The sequence below is a fragment of the Nannocystis exedens genome, from assembly GCF_002343915.1.
Lineage (GTDB): Bacteria > Myxococcota_A > Polyangia > Nannocystales > Nannocystaceae > Nannocystis > Nannocystis exedens.
In genome coordinates, this window is record NZ_NETK01000001.1 from 5,795,042 (window position 1) to 5,813,671 (window position 18,630).

At 73.0% G+C, this 18,630-nt stretch carries 13 protein-coding genes and 1 pseudogene; 7 read left to right on the forward strand and 7 right to left on the reverse strand.

From position 1 onward, the window contains the following. Positions 1 to 372 precede the first annotated feature (372 nt). The 3 genes from NAEX_RS22810 to NAEX_RS22820 are packed head-to-tail and all read left to right on the forward strand — an operon-like array spanning position 373 to position 7,393. A complete protein-coding gene (locus NAEX_RS22810) occupies positions 373 to 6,369 on the forward strand; it encodes an ATP-binding sensor histidine kinase (RefSeq protein ID WP_096329586.1) in 5,997 nt (1,998 codons plus the stop codon). Continuing rightward, positions 6,369 to 7,025: a response regulator transcription factor gene (locus tag NAEX_RS22815; protein ID WP_096329587.1), complete on the forward strand. Its 657-nt coding sequence runs from the start codon at positions 6,369 to 6,371 to the stop codon at positions 7,023 to 7,025. Before NAEX_RS22810 ends, NAEX_RS22815 begins: the two co-directional genes overlap by 1 nt. After that, a complete protein-coding gene (locus NAEX_RS22820; protein ID WP_096329588.1) occupies positions 7,022 to 7,393 on the forward strand; it encodes a response regulator in 372 nt (123 codons plus the stop codon). The genes NAEX_RS22815 and NAEX_RS22820 overlap by 4 nt, the downstream gene beginning before the upstream one ends. 338 nt (positions 7,394 to 7,731) lie before the next feature. On the opposite strand, the gene NAEX_RS22825 is transcribed toward NAEX_RS22820, so the two are convergent. Both NAEX_RS22825 and NAEX_RS22830 read right to left on the reverse strand, forming a co-directional pair. Continuing rightward, positions 7,732 to 8,037 (reverse strand): hypothetical protein, encoded by a 306-nt coding sequence (locus NAEX_RS22825; protein WP_096329589.1) that lies wholly within the window; start codon positions 8,035 to 8,037, stop codon positions 7,732 to 7,734. A gap of 141 nt (positions 8,038 to 8,178) precedes the next feature. Beyond that, entirely contained in the window at positions 8,179 to 9,003 is an 825-nt protein-coding gene (locus NAEX_RS22830; protein WP_096329590.1) for an alpha/beta fold hydrolase, read from the reverse strand. Positions 9,004 to 9,239: 236 nt separating this feature from the next. On the opposite strand from NAEX_RS22830, the gene NAEX_RS22835 reads away from it, so the two are divergent. Beyond that, on the forward strand, positions 9,240 to 10,700 hold the full coding sequence (locus NAEX_RS22835; protein WP_096329591.1) for an amidohydrolase family protein: 1,461 nt from the start codon (positions 9,240 to 9,242) through the stop codon (positions 10,698 to 10,700). A gap of 201 nt (positions 10,701 to 10,901) precedes the next feature. On the opposite strand, the gene NAEX_RS22840 is transcribed toward NAEX_RS22835, so the two are convergent. From NAEX_RS22840 to NAEX_RS54890, 3 genes and pseudogenes are all read right to left on the reverse strand, one after another. Further along, positions 10,902 to 11,522: an SAM-dependent methyltransferase gene (locus NAEX_RS22840; protein WP_096329592.1), complete on the reverse strand. Its 621-nt coding sequence runs from the start codon at positions 11,520 to 11,522 to the stop codon at positions 10,902 to 10,904. Between the two features lie 173 nt (positions 11,523 to 11,695). Beyond that, a complete protein-coding gene (locus tag NAEX_RS22845) occupies positions 11,696 to 12,145 on the reverse strand; it encodes a hypothetical protein (RefSeq protein ID WP_211302459.1) in 450 nt (149 codons plus the stop codon). Between the two features lie 389 nt (positions 12,146 to 12,534). After that, a pseudogene (locus NAEX_RS54890) lies at positions 12,535 to 12,636 on the reverse strand (LysR family transcriptional regulator); the annotation flags it as partial. Positions 12,637 to 12,924: 288 nt separating this feature from the next. Between NAEX_RS54890 and NAEX_RS22850 the strand changes: the two are divergent. Together NAEX_RS22850 and NAEX_RS50550 are read left to right on the forward strand one after the other, a co-directional pair. Further along, positions 12,925 to 13,392, forward strand: a complete 468-nt coding sequence (locus NAEX_RS22850) for a MarR family winged helix-turn-helix transcriptional regulator (protein WP_096329593.1) — start codon at positions 12,925 to 12,927, stop codon at positions 13,390 to 13,392. Positions 13,393 to 13,413: 21 nt separating this feature from the next. Next, positions 13,414 to 14,214, forward strand: coding sequence for a nuclear transport factor 2 family protein (locus tag NAEX_RS50550; protein ID WP_170135932.1), 801 nt, complete (start codon positions 13,414 to 13,416; stop codon positions 14,212 to 14,214). Positions 14,215 to 14,450: 236 nt separating this feature from the next. Here the strand turns inward: NAEX_RS50550 and NAEX_RS22860 are convergent, their stop codons facing one another. Further along, complete coding sequence (locus tag NAEX_RS22860; protein ID WP_096329594.1) at positions 14,451 to 15,644, reverse strand: FG-GAP repeat domain-containing protein; 1,194 nt, start codon at positions 15,642 to 15,644, stop codon at positions 14,451 to 14,453. A gap of 87 nt (positions 15,645 to 15,731) precedes the next feature. Continuing rightward, the gene (locus tag NAEX_RS22865; protein WP_096329595.1) at positions 15,732 to 16,502 is read right to left on the reverse strand and encodes a hypothetical protein; all 771 of its coding nucleotides are present in this window, start codon (positions 16,500 to 16,502) and stop codon (positions 15,732 to 15,734) included. Positions 16,503 to 17,288: 786 nt separating this feature from the next. Here NAEX_RS22865 and NAEX_RS22875 point away from each other — a divergent pair. Continuing rightward, positions 17,289 to 18,107 (forward strand): MYXO-CTERM sorting domain-containing protein, encoded by an 819-nt coding sequence (locus tag NAEX_RS22875; RefSeq protein WP_096329597.1) that lies wholly within the window; start codon positions 17,289 to 17,291, stop codon positions 18,105 to 18,107. The last annotated feature ends 523 nt before the right edge of the window (positions 18,108 to 18,630 follow it).

Here is an 18,630-nt window from a genome sequence, read left to right on the forward strand (position 1 = left end):
CCGTCGAGCACCTCGACCGTACCGGCGAGCGCGGCCGGTCCGCTCGCCGGCGGGGCATCATCGAGTCCAGCGAGGCCTGCTCGAGCCGCGCCTGGCGCCGCAGCCGTCGCGCCATGGCCCAGAGCACGATCGCGGTGACGAGCAGCGCGAGCGCGGTGCCGCCGCTCCGGTGAGCTCACCGACGCCGCGGGCCACGGCGATCGACGGTACCGCCGCGCGCACGGCCGGGCCATCGTCGCCGGCGTCGCGCGCATCACCGCATCGGCGGACGGCTACCCGACCAAGGTCGGGGTTCACGGCGAGGCCGGCGGTCCGCTGCCCTCGGGTAGACTCCGAGCCGCCCGGACGATCGCGTCGTCACGGGCGACGAACATGGCAAACACCCGCGACAGTGCCGGAGGAGACGGCGGCGAGCCGAGGTCCGTCGACGTGGAGCGGCTGGTGCCGCTCTGGGAGGAGGGCGAGGTCGTGCTGGCGCGCGGGGTCCGGCGCGGCGACGGGGCGGCCGTCCTCGTCGCGTTCGGGCCGGTCGCGCGGCTCGAGCACGAGTTCGCGCTCCGCCACGCGATCGAGCCGTCGTGGGGCGCCCAGCCGCTCGAGCTGGCGTGCGACGGCGGCCGCCGACCCGCGCTCGTCCTCGCCGATCCGGGCGGCGAGGTGCTGGCGCGCCTCGTCGGGCACGCCTGGGACCTGACGACCTTCCTGCGGGTGGCGATCGGCCTCGCCATCGCCCTCGACCGCGGCCACGACCGCGGCATCACCCACAAGGACCTGCGGCCGGCCAACATCCTCGTCGACGCCCGCGCCGGCGCGGTGTGGCTGACCGGCTTCGGCATCGCCTCGCTGTCCCTGCGCGAGCAGCAGAGCGTCGGCGGGCTGGTGCCCGCGGGGGCGCTGGCGTACGTGGCCCCCGAGCAGACCGGGCGCATGAACCGGTCGATCGACGCGCGCAGCGACCTCTACTCGCTCGGCGTCACGCTCTACCAATTGCTCACCGGGGCGCTGCCGTTCAGCGCCACCGACCCGGCGGAGCTGCTCCACGGGCACCTGGCGCGCGAGCCGGCGCCGCCGCACGAGCTGCTGCCGGGCATCCCGCGGCCGGTCTCGGCGATCGTCACCAAGCTGCTGGCGAAGACGCCGGAGGACCGCTACCAGTCGGCCCGTGGGGTGCTCACCGACCTGCGGCGCTGCCTCGCCGAGTGGCAGTCGTTCGGGCGCGTCGAGCCGTTCAAGCTCGGCGCCCAGGACGTGTCGCGGCGGCTCCGCGTGCCCGAGAAGCTGTACGGCCGCGACCGTGAGATCGACGCGCTGCTGGCGGCCTTCGCCCGCGTGGTGGCGGGAGGCGCCAGGGAGCTGGTGCTCGTCACGGGTTATCCGGGCGCCGGCAAGTCGTCGCTGGTGAACGAGCTGCGGCGCGTGCTGCTGCCGGCGCGCGCGCTGTTCGCCAGCGGCAAGGCCGACGAGTCGACGCGCGAGGTCCCGTACGCCCCGTTCGCCCACGGCCTCCGCACGGTGATGCGCGGGATCCTGGCCCAGAGCGAGGCCGAGGTCGGGCGCTGGCGCGAGTCCCTGCAGCGCGCCGTCGGCCCGAACGGCAGGCTGATCGTCGACCTGGTGCCCGAGCTGGCGCTCGTCATCGGCGAGCAGGCCGCGGTCGCCGAGCTGCCGCCGGAAGAGGCGAACAACCGCTTCTACGCGGTGTTCCGCCGCTTCCTCGGGGTCTTCGCCACCGCCGAGCACCCGCTCGTGCTGTTCCTCGACGACCTGCAGTGGGCCGACGAGGCGACCCTCGACCTGCTCGAGCACGTGGTCCGCCAGGACGACGCGAAGCACCTGTTCCTGGTCGGGGCCTGCCGCGACCAGCAGGTCGACGCCCGCCACCCGCTGGCGCGGGCGATCGCGCGGATGACCGCGGCCGGGGCGACGGTGCGAGAGATCGCGGTGCCGCCGCTGCAGGTGCAGGACTTCGAGAAGATCCTCGGCGGCGCGCTGGCCTGCAGCCGCGAGCACGTGCGCCCGCTGGCGCGGCTCGTCTACGAGAAGACCAGCGGCAACCCGTTCTTCGCCATCCAGTTCGTCACCGCGCTCTACGACGACGCGCTGATCGGCTTCGACCCGGTGAGCGGCCGCTGGACCTGGGACGTCACGCGGATCCAGGCCCAGAACTTCACCGACAACGTCGTCGAGCTGATGCTGACGCGCTTCGGCGCGATGCCGGCGGCGACCCGGGAGGCGCTGAAGGACCTGGCCTGCCTCGGCCGTACCGCGCCGACGCGCACCCTCGAGCTCGTCCACGGCGAGCACGTCCACGCGGCCCTGGCCGAGGCGATCCGCTCGGGCCTGGTGTTCCAGCTCGACGGCGCCTACTCGTTCCTCCACGACCGCGTGCGCGAGGCCTCGTACGCGCTGCTCGCCGAATCGGAGCGCCCGGCGGCGCACCGGCGGATCGCGCAGCGGCTGTTGGCCGGCACGCCGAGCGAGCGGCGCGAGGAGGCGGTGTTCGACATCGTCAATCCGTACAACAGCGGCGCGTCGCTGGTGGTGGAGGACGACGAGCGCCTGCTGCTGGCGGAGCTCAACCTGCTCGCGGGGCGGCGGGCCCGGGCGTCGAGCGCCTACGCCCAGGCGCTGAAGTACCTGACGCAGGCGAGCGCGCTGCTGCCGGCGGACCGCTGGCAGCGCTGTCCGGCGCTGGCGTTCCCGATCGAGCTGGCCGTCGCCGAGTGCGAGTGGCTGAGCGGCGCCACCGGCTCGGCCGAGGCGCGGCTGTCGCGGCTGGCGTCGCACGTGACCGACCCGATCGACCTGGCGGCGATCGTGTGCCTGCAGATCCACCTGTACACGACCACCGATCGGTTCGACCGCGTGGTGCCGATCTGCCGCGCCTATCTGCGCGGCGTCGGCATCGCGTTGCCGGCCGCGTCGACCGACGACGAGGTGCTGGCGCAGTACCAGGGCATGCGCGCGCGGATGGGCGAGCGCTCGATCGAGTCGCTGCTCGACCTGCCGCCGATGACCGACCCGCGGCACCGGGCCGTGATCGACGTGCTGTCGCTGGCCGCGACGCCGGCGTACTTCGTCGACAAGAACCTCTACGCGCTGCTCATCATCCACATCGTCCTGCTCAGCCTCGAGCACGGCAACACCGACGGCTCGGCGCTGGCCTTCTCGCTGCTGCCCAGCGTGATCGGGCCGCGCTTCTCCGCGTACCGCGACGGCTACCGGTTCGGCCGGCTCTCCGCCGACCTGGTCGACAAGCGCGGGCTCGACCGCTACGCCGCGCGCGTGCTGATGGTGTACGCGATCAACGTGATCCCGTGGACCAGCCACCTGGGGGCCAGCCACGCGATCATCAAGCGGGCCCGCGAGACGGCGCTCGAGAGCGGCGACCCCTACGCGGCGTACTGCGCCGGGTTCGCGGTCACCTACCTCCTGGCCGCCGGCACGCCGCTGGCCGAGGTCCAGCGCGAGGCCGAGCGCGCGCTGGGCGTGGCCCGCCAGGCCGGCTCCGCGTTCGCCATGGCGCTGATCGGCGCCCAGCTCGACCTGATCCGCACCCTCCGCGCGCCGCTCGTCGGCGACGACGCCCCGGCGGCCGACGAGGAGCGGCTGTTCAGCGACCCGTACGATTCGGGCGCCCTGCTCGCCGTGTTCCGCTCGGTCCGCGAGCTCCAGGGCTGCTTCCACCGCGAGCGCTACGACGAGGCCGTGGCCCTGGCCGCCCTGGCGCGCGAGCGCCTCGACGTCGCGGCGCGGTTCTACGAGGAGGCGGAGTTTCACCTGTACTCCGCGCTGGCCCACGCGGCGGTCGGCGCCGTCCACGTCGAGCGGGTGGCGGCGCACCACGCCCAGCTGGCCCTGTGGGCCGAGGACTCGCCGCAGACGTTCGGCTGTCAGGCGGCGATGGTCGAGGCGGAGCTGGCCCGCCTGCAGGGCCGCGAGCTGGCGGCCGAGCGCCTCTACGAGCGGGCGATCGGGCTCGCGCGCGCGGAGGGCTTCGTCCAATTCGAGGCGGTCGCGGGCGAGCTGGCGGCGCGCTTCTGGGAGCGCCGCGGGTTCGCCACCATCGCGGCGGCCTACGCCCGCGAGGCGCAGGACCTCTACGACCGCTGGGGCGCGCGCAGCAAGGTCGAGCTGCTGGCCCGACGGCTGCGGGCCGGTCGCCCGGCGGTGTCGCCCGTCGAGAAGCTGCTCGAGCGGCTCGACGTCGCGGCGGTGCTGCGCGCGTCGCAGGCGCTGTCGAGCGAGATCGTCCTCGAGCGACTGATCGAGGCGCTGATGCGCATGATGATCGAGAGCGCCGGCGCGACGCGCGGGGCGCTGGTGATGCTGGCGCGCGGCGAGGTCATGGTCGCCGCGGTGGCGACGACCGGCAAGGACGGGGTGGCCGTGCAGCTGCGCGGCGCCGCGGCGCCGGCGGAGGAGCTGCCGCAGACGGTCATCCAGTATGTCGTGCGCGCCCGCGAGAGCGTGCTCCTCGACGACGCCCTGCAGGCCCACCCGTTCGCGGACGACCCGTACATCGCCCGGCACCGCTGCCGCTCGCTGCTGTGCCTGCCGCTCGCCAAGCAGTCGCAGCTCGTCGCGGTGTTGCTGCTCGAGAACACGCTCACCCCGCACGCGTTCACCTCCGAGCGGATCGCGGTGCTCACCGTGCTCGCGTCGCAGGCGGCGATCTCGCTCGAGAACGCGCGCCTCTACGCCGAGGTCGGCCGCTCCGAGGGCCGATTGACGCGGATCGTCGACACCATCCCGACGCTCGCCTGGTCGGCGCGGCCCGACGGGGCGGCGACGTTCTTCAACCGCCAGTGGCTCGACTACACCGGCCTGTCGCTGGCCGAGGCGCAGGCGCAGCGCCACCCGAGCGCGACCCACCCCGACGACACGGAGGCGGCGCGCTCGCACTGGCAGCGGCTGGTGCAGGCGGGCGAGCCGGGCTCGTTCGAGGCCCGCCTGCGCCGCGCCGACGGGGTCTATCGCTGGTTCCTGACGCGGGTGCAGCCGCTGTACGACGAGCAGGGGATCGTCGAGTGGTACGGCACCAGCACCGACATCGAAGATCGCAAGCAGGCCGAGATGGAGCTCGACTCGCGGGTCCGCTTCTGGTCGCTGCGCTCCTCGATCTCGAGCCGGCTGGCGGCCGCGCCGACCGACCGCCTCGACGCGGAGATCGACAAGGCGCTGGCCGAGGTCGGCAACTTCTTCGAGGTCGACAGCATCTTCATCTTCTGGTTCTCGCCCTCCGGCCCCCACGCCGTCAGCACGCACACGTGGGCCCGGTCGGGCGTGGCGCTGCCGCCGAACACGACCGCGGTGTTCCCCGAGAGCGTCGACGAGATGCGCCGCGGCGAGGACGTGCCGGTCCACGACGTCGAGCGGATGCCGGAGCACAAGCGCGAGGAGCGGCTCGCGCTCGAGGCGATGGGGATAAAGTCGGTGATCGCGCTGCCGCTGGTGGTCGGCGGGGTGACGCTCGCCTCGCTCAACCTGGCGTGCACCTCGCGCTACCAGCACTGGACCGACCCGATCCGCCAGCGCCTGCGGATCCTCGGCGAGGTGTTCGCCAACGCGCTGTGCCGGCGGCGCGCCGAGCTCGACCTCGAGCGCTCCGAGTCGGCCCTCCACCGGGCGCAGACCGACCTCGCCCACGTCACCCGCATCACCACGCTCGGCGAGCTGGCGGCCTCGATCGCCCACGAGATCAACCAGCCGCTGACGGCGATCATCGCCGAGGCGGCGGCCTGCACCAACTGGTTGTCGGCGCCGCAGCCGAAGCTCGACCACGTGCGCGAGTCGCTGGCGGCGATCGCCGGCGAGGGCAGCCGCGCCGGCGAGATCTTGCGGCGGATCCGGGCGCTGCTGTCGCGCTCGGCGATCGAGACCAACCCCTGCGACCTCACGGCCGTGGTCCACGCGGTGCTGCCGGTCGTGCGCCGCCAGCTGCTGCAGGCCGAGGTGGTGCTCGAGACGAGCCTGCAGCCGAACCTGCCGGTGGTCGTCGGCGACCCGGTCCAGCTCCAGCAAGTGGTCCTGAACCTGATCCTCAACGCCAACGACGCCTCGCGGGACGTCGAGCCCGGTCGTCGGCGCATCACGGTTCGCACGTTCGTCGAGTGGGGCGACGAGCCGTCGGTCGTCGTCGAGGTCGAGGACTGGGGCGTCGGCATCGGCAACACCGACCTGGCGAACCTGTTCCAGCCGTTCTTCACGACCAAGACCCATGGCCTGGGGATGGGGCTGGCGATCAGCCGCTCGATCATCGAGCGCCACGGCGGACGCCTGTGGGCCCGGCCCAATCCGTCAAACATCGGTGCTACCTTCGGCTTCTCGCTCACGGCGATCACGTGTCCCTCGCAGCGGAGCTCCTGATGACCGCGACCTCGACCCTCTCTCCAGCGGCCCCCAAGGTCTTCGTCGTCGACGACGACCCGTCCGTGCGCGTCGGCCTGAGCCGGCTCCTCGCGTCGGTCGACCTCGAGGTCGAGACGTTCTCGTGCGCCGAGAGCTTCCTGTCGGCCGACCGCTCCGACGCGCGCGGCTGCGCGGTGCTCGACGTCAAGCTGCCGCAGCTCGACGGCCTCGAGCTGCAGCGCCGGCTGACCGACGCGCGGGTCTCGTTGCCGATCATCTTCCTCACCGGGCAGGGCGACATCCCGATGTCGGTGCGGGCGATGAAGGCGGGGGCCGTCGAGTTCATGACCAAGCCGTTCCAGCCGGCGGACCTGATCGCGGCGGTGCGCGAGGCGCTCGAGCGCGACCGCGTGGCCCGGATCGAGCGCGACGACCTGGCGGCGCTGACGTGCCGCTACGAGTCGCTCACCGCCCGCGAGCGCGAGGTGATGCGCGGGGTGGCGGCCGGCCAGCTCAACAAGCAGATCGCGGCGGAGTTCGGCACCCGCGAGGCGACGGTGAAGGAGCAGCGGGCCAAGGTGATGGAGAAGATGCGGGCCCGGTCGGTCGCCGAGCTGGTGCGCTTCGCCCTGCGCCTCGGCCACCTAGAGGGCGACGGAGGGCGAAGTCAATGAGCGACGAACGCCTGATCGGCATCGTCGACGACGACGCGTCGCTGCGCCGCTCGCTCGGCAACCTGCTCGGGTCCACCGGCTTCAACGTCGAGACGTTCGCCTCGGCCGAGGCGTTCCTGCAGGCCGGCAAGGCCGAGGCGATGGACGCGCTGGTCCTCGACGTGCGCATGCCGGGGATGAGCGGCGTCGACCTGCTCGTCGAGCTCGGCCGCCGCGACTCGCGGCTGCCGGTCGTCGTCCTCACCGCCCACGGCGACGACGACGTGCGCAAGCAGTGCCTCCGCGCCGGCGCGCTGGCATTTTTGACCAAGCCGTTCCAGGCCCAGGAGCTGCTCGACGCGATCGAGCGGGTCACGAGCGGCGAGTGACCCGCGGGCGCGGTGCGGCGCCGGTCAGAGGGAGGACACGGGTCCGACCGCCGCCGGCCCTGCCTGCGGTGACGGCGTGACCGCAGATGACACGACTTCGACGAGGTGACCGGCCCAGCAAGCCGACGGGATGTCGCGAAAAAGCGGCGCGCTCGCCCGGCGCGGTGCGACTCGATGCCGCGGCCTCGTTCGCGCCCGGCAGGCCCTCTGCTAGCGTCACGAGAATGGACTCTCCCGCCGAGGCTCGTCGTCCGCTGCTCCTGCTCGTGGCCTTCGTGGCCACCGGTGTGGCGATCTTCCTGATGTTCGTGCAGCCGAGCTGAGACGGGCTCGAACGCTCACGCGCACCCGGCCTCGACCTGGCAACGCATGCTCACGAGCCGGGTGCCGACCGTCTCAACGATGCACTCCGGCGCCTGCAGCGGCGTGTACATCTCGTCGGCCGTCTCCGGGTCGAGGTACTCGTTGCACAGCGCCTCGCACTCGTCGGCGGACAGCTCGCCGTCGTCCTCGGCGGCGTCGTACTCGGCGCGCGGCACCTCGACCTCGGGGCTGTAGTAGCAGGGCCCCGTCTCGGTGCTCTCGCCATGGTTGCAGGCGACGATCAGGGTGAGGGAGGACAGAAGCCAGAACGTCTTCGACATGACGCCGAGATAGCCGCGGGACCCGGCGCGGCGGATCGACGCGCGCGCGGCCGGCCCCTCACGACGCGGATGTCGCTGCGCATCCGGCCGATATGACATCCGTGGTGCAGGCCGCTCGCGCCGGCGCGCGGCGCTCCTGCTTCAACCGCGACGGCCCGCGCGGCTGCCCAAGGGCACCTCGCGCACATCGCCGGCTTCGGCGTCCTCGACCTCGGCGACGAACGCGGACAGCAGCTCGCACAGGGCAGCCGGCCGGTCGAACTGCAGCGCGTGGGCGACCCGCGGCACGCGGACCAGCCGGCCGTCGGGCAGCGCCGCCGCCAGCTGCTCGGCCACACGGTCGGGGACGATCCGATCGCGCCGGCCGCGGAGCACCAGGACCGGGCAGCGGACCTCCTGCGCGCGGGCGAGCGGGCGGTCGCGCAGCATCGCCGCCACCGTCGCGACGTAGCGCCGCACGCCCATCTGCGCCGCCATGCGCAGCAGCGTGAGGTTGTACGCGACCGACTCGAACAGCGAGTCGGCCAGAAGGCCCAGCGCGTAGCGCGGCAGCGACTGCAGCTCGTCGCCGGTCGTCGGCCCGATCAACGTCAGCGAGGCCGCGCGCTCGGGGAACCGGCGGGCCAGCGCGAGCGCGACCTGACAGCCCATCGAGTTGCCGACGACGTGCGCGCGCTCGACGTCGACGGCGTCGAGGAAGCGGGCCTGCCACTCGCCGAGCTCGGCGATCCCCAGGGCTCGCCGCGGGCCGGCCGACTCGCCGTAGCCCGGCATGTCGGCCGCGAGCACGAGGCCGCCGCGCGGGCTCTCGGCGAGGTGCGCCAGCGTCGGCAAGAACGCGTCGCTCGAGCAGGCGAGCCCGTGGACCAGGAGGAGCGGTGGTCCGCCGGCGGCCGGCTCGATCCGCCGGTAGCGAGTGGCACGGCCGTGGACGGAGATCCGCACGATCGACGAGGCGCGCGACATGGGCGGATCCTGTGTGTCGCAATTCGTCGGCGCGCGCCGCCCGGCCCGCCGGCGGGCTCATTCGCGCTCGACCCTCCGCGCGCCGTCGCCCGGCGCCGCCCCCGGCTCCCGCGGCCCCCGAAGCGGCGCCGTGGGCGGTCGGCCGCCCCACGCCCGTACCTCGCGGAGCGCACGCGCGGGACCGGATCGGAGTGCGAGCGCGGCGAGCTGAACAAGGCTCTCCGGGCGAGGTCCCCATGCCGCGCAAATCGCTCATCGACCCGCCGCTCGTGTCCCCCATTCCGTTCACCGCCGGCTCCAACGGCGAGTTCGTCCCCGACGAGCCCGGCGCGGCGCAGGCCCGCGCCGAGGCGCGCTTCCGGGACCTGGTCGACGTCCGCTGCCGTCGCCTCGGCGTGTCGCGACGCGCCTTCCTCGACAGCGCGGCCGGCACCGCGACCGCGCTCCTCGTGCTGCAGGAGCTCGGCGGCTGTCGGCCCGGCGGCGGCCCGACGGGCGGCGGATACGTCCTCGACGAGCCGAGCACCTGGGACTCCGCGCGCGCCTGCGAGGCGATCGCCGGCGGGCAATTCGTGTTCGACGTCCAGACCCACCACGTCGACGCGCGCGGCGCCTGGCGCGACACCGACGAGCGCTGGCAACATTTCATGGCCAGCCTGCCGACCGAATGGTGCCACGCGAGCGACGAGGTCGAATGCTTCGACCGCGAGCACTACATCCGCGAGATCTTCGTCAACAGCGACACCCACGTCGCGGTCCTGTCCAACGTCCCGGCCGAGCCCGGCCAGCACCCGCTCGACACCGCCGAGCAGGCGGCGACCCGCGCGGTGATCGAGCAGTTGTCGCACTCCGAGCGCCTCGTGATCCACGGCCTCGTCCACCCCGAGCGCGGCGAGCAGGCGCTCGAGCGGATGCAGCAGCAGAAGGAGGTCCACCGGATCGCCGCGTGGAAGGTCTACACCTTGTGGGGCGACTGGCGGCTCGACGACGACACCGGCCGGGCCTTCCTCGACCGCGCGCGCCAGCTCGACGTGAAGATCGTGTGCGCCCACAAGGGCCTGCCGCTGTTCGACACCGACCCCGCGTTCGCGCGCCCCGACGACGTCGGCCCGGCCGCGAAGGCGTACCCCGACCTCAAGTTCCTCGTGTACCACTCCGCGTACGACACCGGCGTCACCGAGGGCCCCTACGACCCCGAGGGCGCCGGCATCGACCGGCTGATCCGCACCTGCATGGAGCACGGCATCGGCCCGGACGGCAACGTGTGGGCCGAGCTCGGCGCGACCTGGCGACACTTGATGAGCCGGCCCGTCGCCGCGCAGCACGCGATCGGCAAGCTGCTCAAGTACTTCGGCCCCGAGCGGATCTTGTGGGGCACCGATTCGATCTGGTTCGGCTCGCCGCAGGGCCAGCTCGACGCCTTCCGCGCTTTTACGATCTCCGAGGAGCTGCAGGAGAAGCACGGCTATCCGCCGCTGACCGAGGACGTCAAGGCCAAGATCCTCGGCCTCAACGCCGCCGCGGTCTACGGCATCGACCCCGCCGCGCAGCGCTGCGCGATCGAGGCCGACGCGCTCGCGCAGCACAAGCAGCGCGTCGCGGCCGAGCCCCGCCTGCGCCGCCGCGCCCCCGCCTTCGGGCCGCAGACCCGGCAGCAATTCCTGGCGATGATCCGCGAGCTCGGCGGCTCGCATTGACGGGTGACGGCGACGGCGGCCAGCGCTCGTGCTCGGTCGCTTCCCGGCGCCTCGCGGTGACCGCGGCGCTGCTCGCGGTCCGGCGCGCCGGCGACCCCGAGCCGACCGCCGTGCGCCTGTCGGTGCGGCGTGACGGCGGCGAGCGGCAACCGCGAGCCGGCGTGACGTCGCGGGGTCGCGCCCTTCGCCGGTCGCGCGCCGTCAAGGTTTGCGGGCGACGAGGTCGATCAGCGCCGACATGCCGCGGTGGCCGTGACCCTCGTGGAGCTCGACGTCGCGCTCCACGAGCTCGAGGATCGTGAGCTCGGCGAACACGCGCCGCAGGAGCTCGGCGGTGTACATGTACTCGGGGACAGGCGGCCCGCCGGTGCGGTAGCCGAGCTGCTCCGGGCGATAACCCTCGAGCAGCAACAGGCCGCCCGGGGCGAGCGCCGCCTGCATGCGCGTGAGCAGCTGGTCGCGCAGCGGCGGGAGGGCGAACTGGATGAAGATCGCCACCACGAGGTCGAAGCGGGCGCGGCCCATGTCCCACGCGGCGAGGTCGGCCTGCTCGAAGCGGACGTGCACGCCCCGCTCGGCGGCGAGCGCACGCGCCTTGTCCTGGGCGGCGCTCGACACGTCGACCGAGAGCACGTCCAGCCCTCGCTCCGCCAGCCACACGCCGTTGCGGCCCTCGCCGTCGGCGAGCACGAGGGCCCGCGCGCCGGGGCGGAGCAGGTGCGCCTTGCCGGCGAGGAAGGCGTTCGGCGCCTTGCCGAACACGTACTCGGGGTCCTGGAAGCGTTCGTCCCAGCGTTTGCTGTCGGTCGCAGGGTCCGTCATGCGGCACCTGCCTCGGTCCGTCGCGGTCGGAGTCTCATGATCAGAGGCTAGGCGACCGTTCCGGACCGCGGCAGAGCGCCGATTTCGTCGCGATCGGCGGATCTTCGGATCGCGCGGCCGGCGACCCGCCGGCGCCTGGCCGACGAGACAGGCGGCCGGCGAGCCGCGCGCGCTCAGCCGTCCTCGCGGCTCGGGTTGTCGAGGATGAAGAAGTTGCTCGGCTCGCCGTTGGCCCGGTGCTCCTGATAGACGAACACCAGCCGCCGCTCGTCGAACGGCTTGAACCACTCCTCCCACTCGATCTCCTCGAGGTTCTCCCCGCCGAAGCCCGGGAAGTCGAAGCGGAGGACGCCGGCGCGGCCGCCGTGCTCGGTGTTGCTGACGGTCGCCGGGTTGGCCCCGCGCTCCTCGGCCCAGCGGCAGATGACGTCGTGGTTGCGCGTCGCCAGCGTCTGGCCGGGCCGGTCCTCGTGCTCGTCGACCGAGTGGATCCACTTGGCCCGCTTCGCCGACCTGGACAGGCCCTCTTCTTCGTTCTCGTCCCTGTTTCCGCCGGCCTCTCGCTGACGCGGCCGGGCCTCTTCGCTGCGCTCGCCTCGTTCCTTGTCCCGCTTCGACGTCATGGCGCTCCTCCTCATCGGCAGGTGGACCGCGGAGGTTCGTAGCATCGCCGCCCTCGCCGTCAAGCGAGCCTGGCGGTCGCGCGCGCCGCGGAGCGGCGCCTGGCGGCCGGCCTGGCGCGAATGATGAGACCGGCCCGCGTCATGCGGAACAGGCCGCTGGACGCGAGCGGACGCTTTTAATGCCTTTGCAGGAGCGGCGAGCGCTGCCCACGAGTCCCTCGATCGGTCGCTGCGCCGCGAGCGTGAGCGGTCGCGAGCTCGCCGGCCGCGGGGCCCTGCACGGGAACCCCTGCGCGGCGCTCCTCCCCGCGCCGGCTGCGAGGGCGCGCCTGGCGGTGTGGATGGCCCTTCAAACATGCTCTTCAGAGCATGTCCAGAAAGACATATGTTCAGTATAGGGTGGCGAACAGCGCGGTGACCCAGTCGACGAACACGCGCAGCTTCGCGGTCACGTGGCGGTTCTGCGGGTCTCTGATGTAGAGTGGATGGGGCGAGCGTTGAAACTGCCGGCCTCGACCACGCGCGCGAACACCCGCATCGCCGGCAACTGATCCATTCTTCGGGCTTCTCCGGGGCCGATTGTTCCCCATGGGGAACAAGCGGCCAACGACGACGGTGTTCGTTTGCATGGGAGCGCCTCTTGCGGACATCTCCGGTCGGCGGACCGCCCGTGGCGCCGGCGGGAGGGCTGCGGTTTCGCGCCCCGTCCGCCGGTCGAGACGCGCGCAGCGCCCAGATGCCTTGACATTAGTTTCCTCGGAAACTACAATGACTCGGCGATGACGACGCGCGGGCAGGAGGAGGTCAGCGGGCTCGAGGCGCACCTCGGCTACTGGCTGCGGCTGGTGTCCAACCAGGTCTCGCACGCGTTCCGGCTCAAGGTCGAGGCGTGCGGCGTGAGCGTCTCCGAATGGGTGGTGCTGCGCGAGCTGTACCGCCTCGGGAGCGGGTCGCCGGGGGCGCTGGTGCAGTCGCTGGGGATGACGAAGGGGGCGGTGTCGAAGCTGATCGACCGCCTCGAGGACAAGGGGCTGGCCACGCGCTCGCCGTCGAAGGTCGACCGCCGGCAGCAGGGGGTGGCCCTGACGGCCCGCGGGCGGGCCCTGGTGCCGCGTCTGGCCCGGCTCGCCGACGCCAACGACCACGAGTTCTTCGGCCATCTGCCGCCACCGGTCCGCGACGAGCTGCTGCGCGTGCTGCAGGCGCTCGCGCGGGCGCACAACCTCACGAGCGCCCCGATCGATTAGGGCCGAGAGCGAGGACGAGACATGACGAATCAGCGCGCGAACCTCCAGGTGATCGAGGACTGCGCCCGCCGGTCGCACGCGGGCACCATCGACTTCGCGACGGTGGTCACGCGGCTGGCCGCGGCCGGGGTCGAGGCGTACCACGTCGATTACCGCGCGGGCCGGTCGGTGTACTACACCGCCGACGACCAGGCCCACGCGTTCGCGCTGGACCTGCAGGAGCCGGCGATCGGCGCCGAGTTCGACGGCCTGGCCGTGCAGGCCGCCGTGCGCGGGGCCCAGCAGGGCGCGGTGAATTACCCCGAGTTCGTCCGCCGCACCCGCGCCGCCGGCTGCGTCGGCTACGACGTGTGGATCGCCGGCAAGCACGTGGTGTACCACGGCCGCCGCGGCGAACGGCACATCGAGCACTTCCCCGGCGCGGCGAGCGGGCGCGCCAACGTCGAGGTGGTGAAGCAGGTGTACGCGGCGTACGGCCGCCGCGACGTGGCGGCGGCGCTGGCCCTGTACGCGCCCGACGTGCAGATCGCTCAATCCCCGGAGGTGCCGTGGGGCGATCGCTACCAGGGCCACGCGGGCGTGCGCGAGTTCTTCGCCCGGCTCATGCACGCGCTCGACTCGTCGCTCGCGCTCGAGCGCTTCATCGACGCCGGCGAACACGTGGTCGCCCTCGGCCGCTCGCGCGGGGCGCTGAAGGCCGGCGGCCGCCGCTTCGACGTGCCCATCGCCCATGTGTGGCAGATCCGCGACGGCCTCGTCGCGCGCGTCGAATATTTCATCGACAACCCGACGATGCTCGCCGCGCTGGGCCGAGCGGGGTAGAGGATGTCCTTGGGGACAGGTTGATGGGACGAAGAGCCGGCCGGGTGGGCAGAAAGCCGGCGTCGGAGCGATGGTCGAGGATGACGACGTCTCGACCTACATCGGCCGCCTCGAGCTCGAGCTCGGCGCGCACGCGCGGACGGAGATCGTCGGCTTCGCCCATCGCGCGGGTCCGGCGCGCTCGCGCCTCGGGGCGGCAGGTCGCGGCCGGTCTATGTCCGAAAGGACATGTCCGCTCAGAGGAGCGAGGACGCCAGGTAGACCTCGACGCGGGGCGGGTAGCCGCTGGCGTGGGCGACGAGGTCGGCCCGGCCGTCGCCGTCGACGTCGCCGAGCTCGAAGCGGAGGAAGTGATGGCCCTCGTAGGCCGTCGCGTCGCTCCAGCCGTCGGCGGTGGCGAGGTAGATCTGGAAGCGCCAGGGGTTGTTCGGGATGTCGGTCGCGGCGTCGACCCGGCCGTCGCCGTCGACGTCGCCGAGGTCGAACCAGGAGAGGTTATAGACCTCGGAGATCGCGGGCTCGCCGACCCCGCCGGCGCCGTCGCCGGGGTGGACGTGGAGCTGCGGCGGAGAGCCGGTGCTGGCGGTGACGAGGTCGACCTTGCCATCCCCGGTGACGTCGCCGCTGCGGAGCCGGGCGAAGGCCCACGGGCTCGCCTCGAAGACGGGCGCGTCGGCGAGCCCGCCCGCGGTGCCGGGCCACACCTGCACCCACGGCGACGGGCCGTCGCCCCTTCCGATCAGGAGGTCGGCCCGGCCGTCGCCGGTCAGGTCGCCGGCGTGCATGTGGTCGAACACGAACAGCTCGGTGGTGGCCAGCTCGGACAGGGCGAGGTCGTCGCCGCCGGCGTAGACGGTGACGCGCGGCGGGCTACCTGTCCCATGGGCCAGGACGTCGGCGCGGCCGTCCCCGGTGACGTCGGCGACGACGAACTGCGAGAAGGCGAACAGCGGGGTGTCGACGGCGGCGTCGCGATCGAAGGTGCCGTCGCCGCGGCCCGGGTAGACGGTGACGCGCGGCGGGGCTCCCGTCCCCGAGGTGACGAGGTCGAGGCGGCCGTCGCCGTCGACGTCGCCGAGATCCATCGCCTCGAACTCCCACACCTCGGTGACGAGGGGCATCCGCGCGGGGTCTTCCGCGCCGGTGTCGTCGGGCCCGCTGGTGCCGGGCGGCTCGCCGGTGTCGTCGGGCCCGCTGGTGCCCGGCGGATCGCCGCTGCCGGTGCCGGTCGTCGGCGCGCCGGCGGTGCCGGGCTCCACGCCCGTGGTCGGGTCTTGCTCGCTCGTGCCCGGCCCGTCGTCGCTCGTCGCGGCGCTGGCGGGCGCGGCGGTGCTCGCGTCGGTGGCGGTGGGGTCGGACGAGAGCGGGAAGATGCAGCCGGCGCAGGCGACGGGCAGGGCTGCGGCGACGCGACCGAGGCGGGGAATCACGGGACGGAAGCGTGGCACGCCGCCCGGCCGGCGGCAAACCGGCCGGGGCGTGGCGAATCAGATGTCCAAGAGGACATGTCTTTGTGGTTAGAAATAAAACGTGAGCCCGAGCTGACCGCCGGCGGCCATCATCGCGCGCGCGACCAGCTGCACCGACTGGCGGGAGATGTCGGGGCCGATGGCGAACACGCCCTGGCCGTAGAGGCTGACGCGGTCGGCGAGGTAGTACTCGATGCCGAGGATCGGCCCGACCGACAGGTTGACGAGCCAGTTGTTCGGGCCGGGCGCGTCGATGTAGTGGACGTGCAGGAAGGCGCCGGTGTACGGGGCGATCCGCCGCCACACGCGGAAGCCCTTGAGCACGGCGATCGATCCGCTGACGCCCGCCGACACCTCGGGGCGGGTGGTGCCCTCGCGCGTGCGATGGGTGATGCCGGCGCCGAACGAGAACGGCAGGACGAATTTTTTGAAGACGCGACGGACGCCGATCTCGGTGAACATCAGGCCGTCGGCCAGCGGCTGATCGCCGTGGCCCGCGATCGACAGCGGACCGAGGCCGCCGAAGATGAAGGTCATGCCCCAGTTGCCGGGCGCGGCCCGCAGCACCGGCTGGGTGTCGGGCGGCTTGCCGTCGACAGGGGCGGGCGTCGACGCCGAGGCCGTCGACGGTGGCGCGGCAGGTGCGGCCGCCGCAGCGGGCTCGGCCTTGGCCGGTGGCGGGCTGTCCTGCGGGACAGGTTGCTCGGTCGCGACGGTCGGCTCGGCGGCCGGTTGCCAGGCGGCGATCGAGGGGTCGGGGGTCGCGGCTTCGGGGGGAGCGCTGGAGAGCGCGAGCGCCAGGAGGGTGAGGAAAGCCATCGTAACGATGCTATCGGTCGGCTTCCCGGAGGTGAGCGGCCTGCCTGCGCAGAGCGTGCTCGCGACCGCGCAGACTGCCCCGCGCAGTCGCGTGGCGCGGTCTCGCTCAATTGGCCGTCGGCTGCGGCGTGGAGGGGAGCAGGGCCGAGGCGATCTCGGGGGCGAAGATGCTTTCGGGTGCGAATCACACGAGGTCGCGGGCGCGAATGATGGCGATCTCGGGGTCGAGCCGACTCGGGGTGCGGGTGCCGAGCGGTGTGCCGGTGTCGCAGGGGACCGCGCGCGTCGTCGAGGCCGAATTTTTGCCGAGGCGAGCCGCGCCGGCTCGTTCGCCGCTGCGGTCGATCGTGGGGGTCCATCGCGTCGTTCGTGGCGACTGCTCGATGGATCCGCGGGAGCGATCGATCTCGACCGCGGGGGAGCGTGCGCGGCGAGCGGGCCACATCGGGCGCACGCCTGTCGCAGCCTCGTCGGATTCATCGGAGCGACGAGGTTCGCGGGGCGTGCAGCGGCCGGTGAGAGATCGCAGGGCCGCGAATTGCGCCGGGCGGAGTCGGCGGAGCTCCGGACGGCCTCGGCCGCTCGCTCGCCGTCTGCTCGCTGCACGGCGAGCCGGGGGGAACTCGAGTTCACGCGTCGCCTCGACTGCATCGTTCCGGCTGGGCTCGCTCACTGACCGGTCGGCGTCCGCGTCGGAGCTGGCCCGGCCGCCGATCGCGTGCAATTGCATCGGCGCTCCCACGAGGTCTCATCATGCGACGCACATTCTCCGTCCTTCTCCACACAATGGCCCTCGCGACCCCGCTGCTGCTGGCCGCCGAGGTCCGGGCCGCGTCGACGCTGGCGCCGTGCGGCGAGATCTTCGTGCAAGGCGGGGCCGAGTGCGAGATCTACGTCGGCCCGGTGTGCGAGGGCATGTGCAAGCCGGTGAGCCTGACGGCCGCCTGCGCCGCCGAGTTGCGGGCCGAATGCGCCGGCGAGTGCGACGCGGAGGCCAGCGTCGAGTGCGTCGGCAGCTGCGAGGCCGACTGCCGCGCCGACTGCGAGGTCGACCCGGGCGAGTTCAACTGCCAGCTGGCCTGCCAGGCCGACTGCAGCGCCAACTGCGACGGTCACTGCTCGGCCTCGACGAACATGGCCGAGTGCAAGGCCTCGTGCGAGGCGACGTGTTCGGCCGATTGCGACGGGCAGTGCAAGGTCACGCCGCCCGAGGTCGACTGCGAGGCCAAGTGCCAGGCGGCCTGCACCGGCTCGTGCGACGCGCAGGCCGACATCGACTGCCAGGTCGACTGCCAGGCCGGCGGCTACGCCAATTGCCGGGCCGACCTCGAGGGCGGCTGCAAGGTGCACTGCCAGCGGCCGGAGGGCGCGCTGTTCTGCGACGGGCAATTCGTCGACGTCGGCGACCAGCTCGACGCCTGCGTCGACGCGCTGAAGGCCCTGCTGGAGGTCGAGGTGTACGCAGAGGGCAGCGCCTCGTGCCAGGGCAACACCTGCCAGGCGGAGGGCGAGATCGGCTGCCAGTGCGACGCCGGCGGATCGCCGGCTGGCGGCCTCGCGCTGATGGGGCTGGGCCTGCTCGCGTGGCGTCGCCGGCGGTCGTGAGCCGGCCGGCGTGGACCATAGAGCTCGCCGGGGCGCGGGCGCGGCCCGGGCGGGCTACGCCCGCGCGGGACACGTGCGCGGTCCGAGTCATGAACTCGCGACCAGTCGGGGTCTCGCGCATCAAGAGCCGCGGCGCACTGGGGGGAATCGCGCGACGTGTCGACACGGTGGCGCGAATCATGGCGCCCGCGCCGGGGGGAATCGCGCGACGTGTCGACACGGTGGCGCGAATCATGGCGCCCGCGCCGAGGCGAATCACGCGACGTGTCGACACGGTGGCGCGAATCATGGCGCCCGCGCCGAGGCGAATCACGCGACGGGGCGACGCAGCGGCGCGAATCATGGCGCCGGCGGCGGGCGAATCGCGCGACGGGGCGACGCAGCGGCGCGAATCATGACGCGCGCGGCGGGCGAATCGTGCGACGGGGCGACACGGTGGCGCGCATCATGGCGCCCGCGCCGGGGCGAATCAAGCGATCGTCGGCGCAACGGCGCGAATCATGGCGCCCGCGCCGAGGTGAAA

Coding starts and splice junctions, on each gene's coding strand:
- NAEX_RS22810 (WP_096329586.1), top strand. CDS start 373: ATGGCAAACACCCGCGACAGTGCCGGAGGAGACGGCGGCGAGCCGAGG.
- NAEX_RS22850 (WP_096329593.1), top strand. CDS start 12,925: ATGACGACGCGCGGGCAGGAGGAGGTCAGCGGGCTCGAGGCGCACCTC.
- NAEX_RS22835 (WP_096329591.1), top strand. CDS start 9,240: ATGCCGCGCAAATCGCTCATCGACCCGCCGCTCGTGTCCCCCATTCCG.
- NAEX_RS22875 (WP_096329597.1), top strand. CDS start 17,289: ATGGCCCTCGCGACCCCGCTGCTGCTGGCCGCCGAGGTCCGGGCCGCG.
- NAEX_RS22865 (WP_096329595.1), bottom strand. CDS start 16,502: ATGGCTTTCCTCACCCTCCTGGCGCTCGCGCTCTCCAGCGCTCCCCCC.
- NAEX_RS22820 (WP_096329588.1), top strand. CDS start 7,022: ATGAGCGACGAACGCCTGATCGGCATCGTCGACGACGACGCGTCGCTG.
- NAEX_RS50550 (WP_170135932.1), top strand. CDS start 13,414: ATGACGAATCAGCGCGCGAACCTCCAGGTGATCGAGGACTGCGCCCGC.
- NAEX_RS22840 (WP_096329592.1), bottom strand. CDS start 11,522: ATGACGGACCCTGCGACCGACAGCAAACGCTGGGACGAACGCTTCCAG.
- NAEX_RS22845 (WP_211302459.1), bottom strand. CDS start 12,145: ATGACGTCGAAGCGGGACAAGGAACGAGGCGAGCGCAGCGAAGAGGCC.
- NAEX_RS22830 (WP_096329590.1), bottom strand. CDS start 9,003: ATGTCGCGCGCCTCGTCGATCGTGCGGATCTCCGTCCACGGCCGTGCC.
- NAEX_RS22815 (WP_096329587.1), top strand. CDS start 6,369: ATGACCGCGACCTCGACCCTCTCTCCAGCGGCCCCCAAGGTCTTCGTC.
- NAEX_RS22825 (WP_096329589.1), bottom strand. CDS start 8,037: ATGTCGAAGACGTTCTGGCTTCTGTCCTCCCTCACCCTGATCGTCGCC.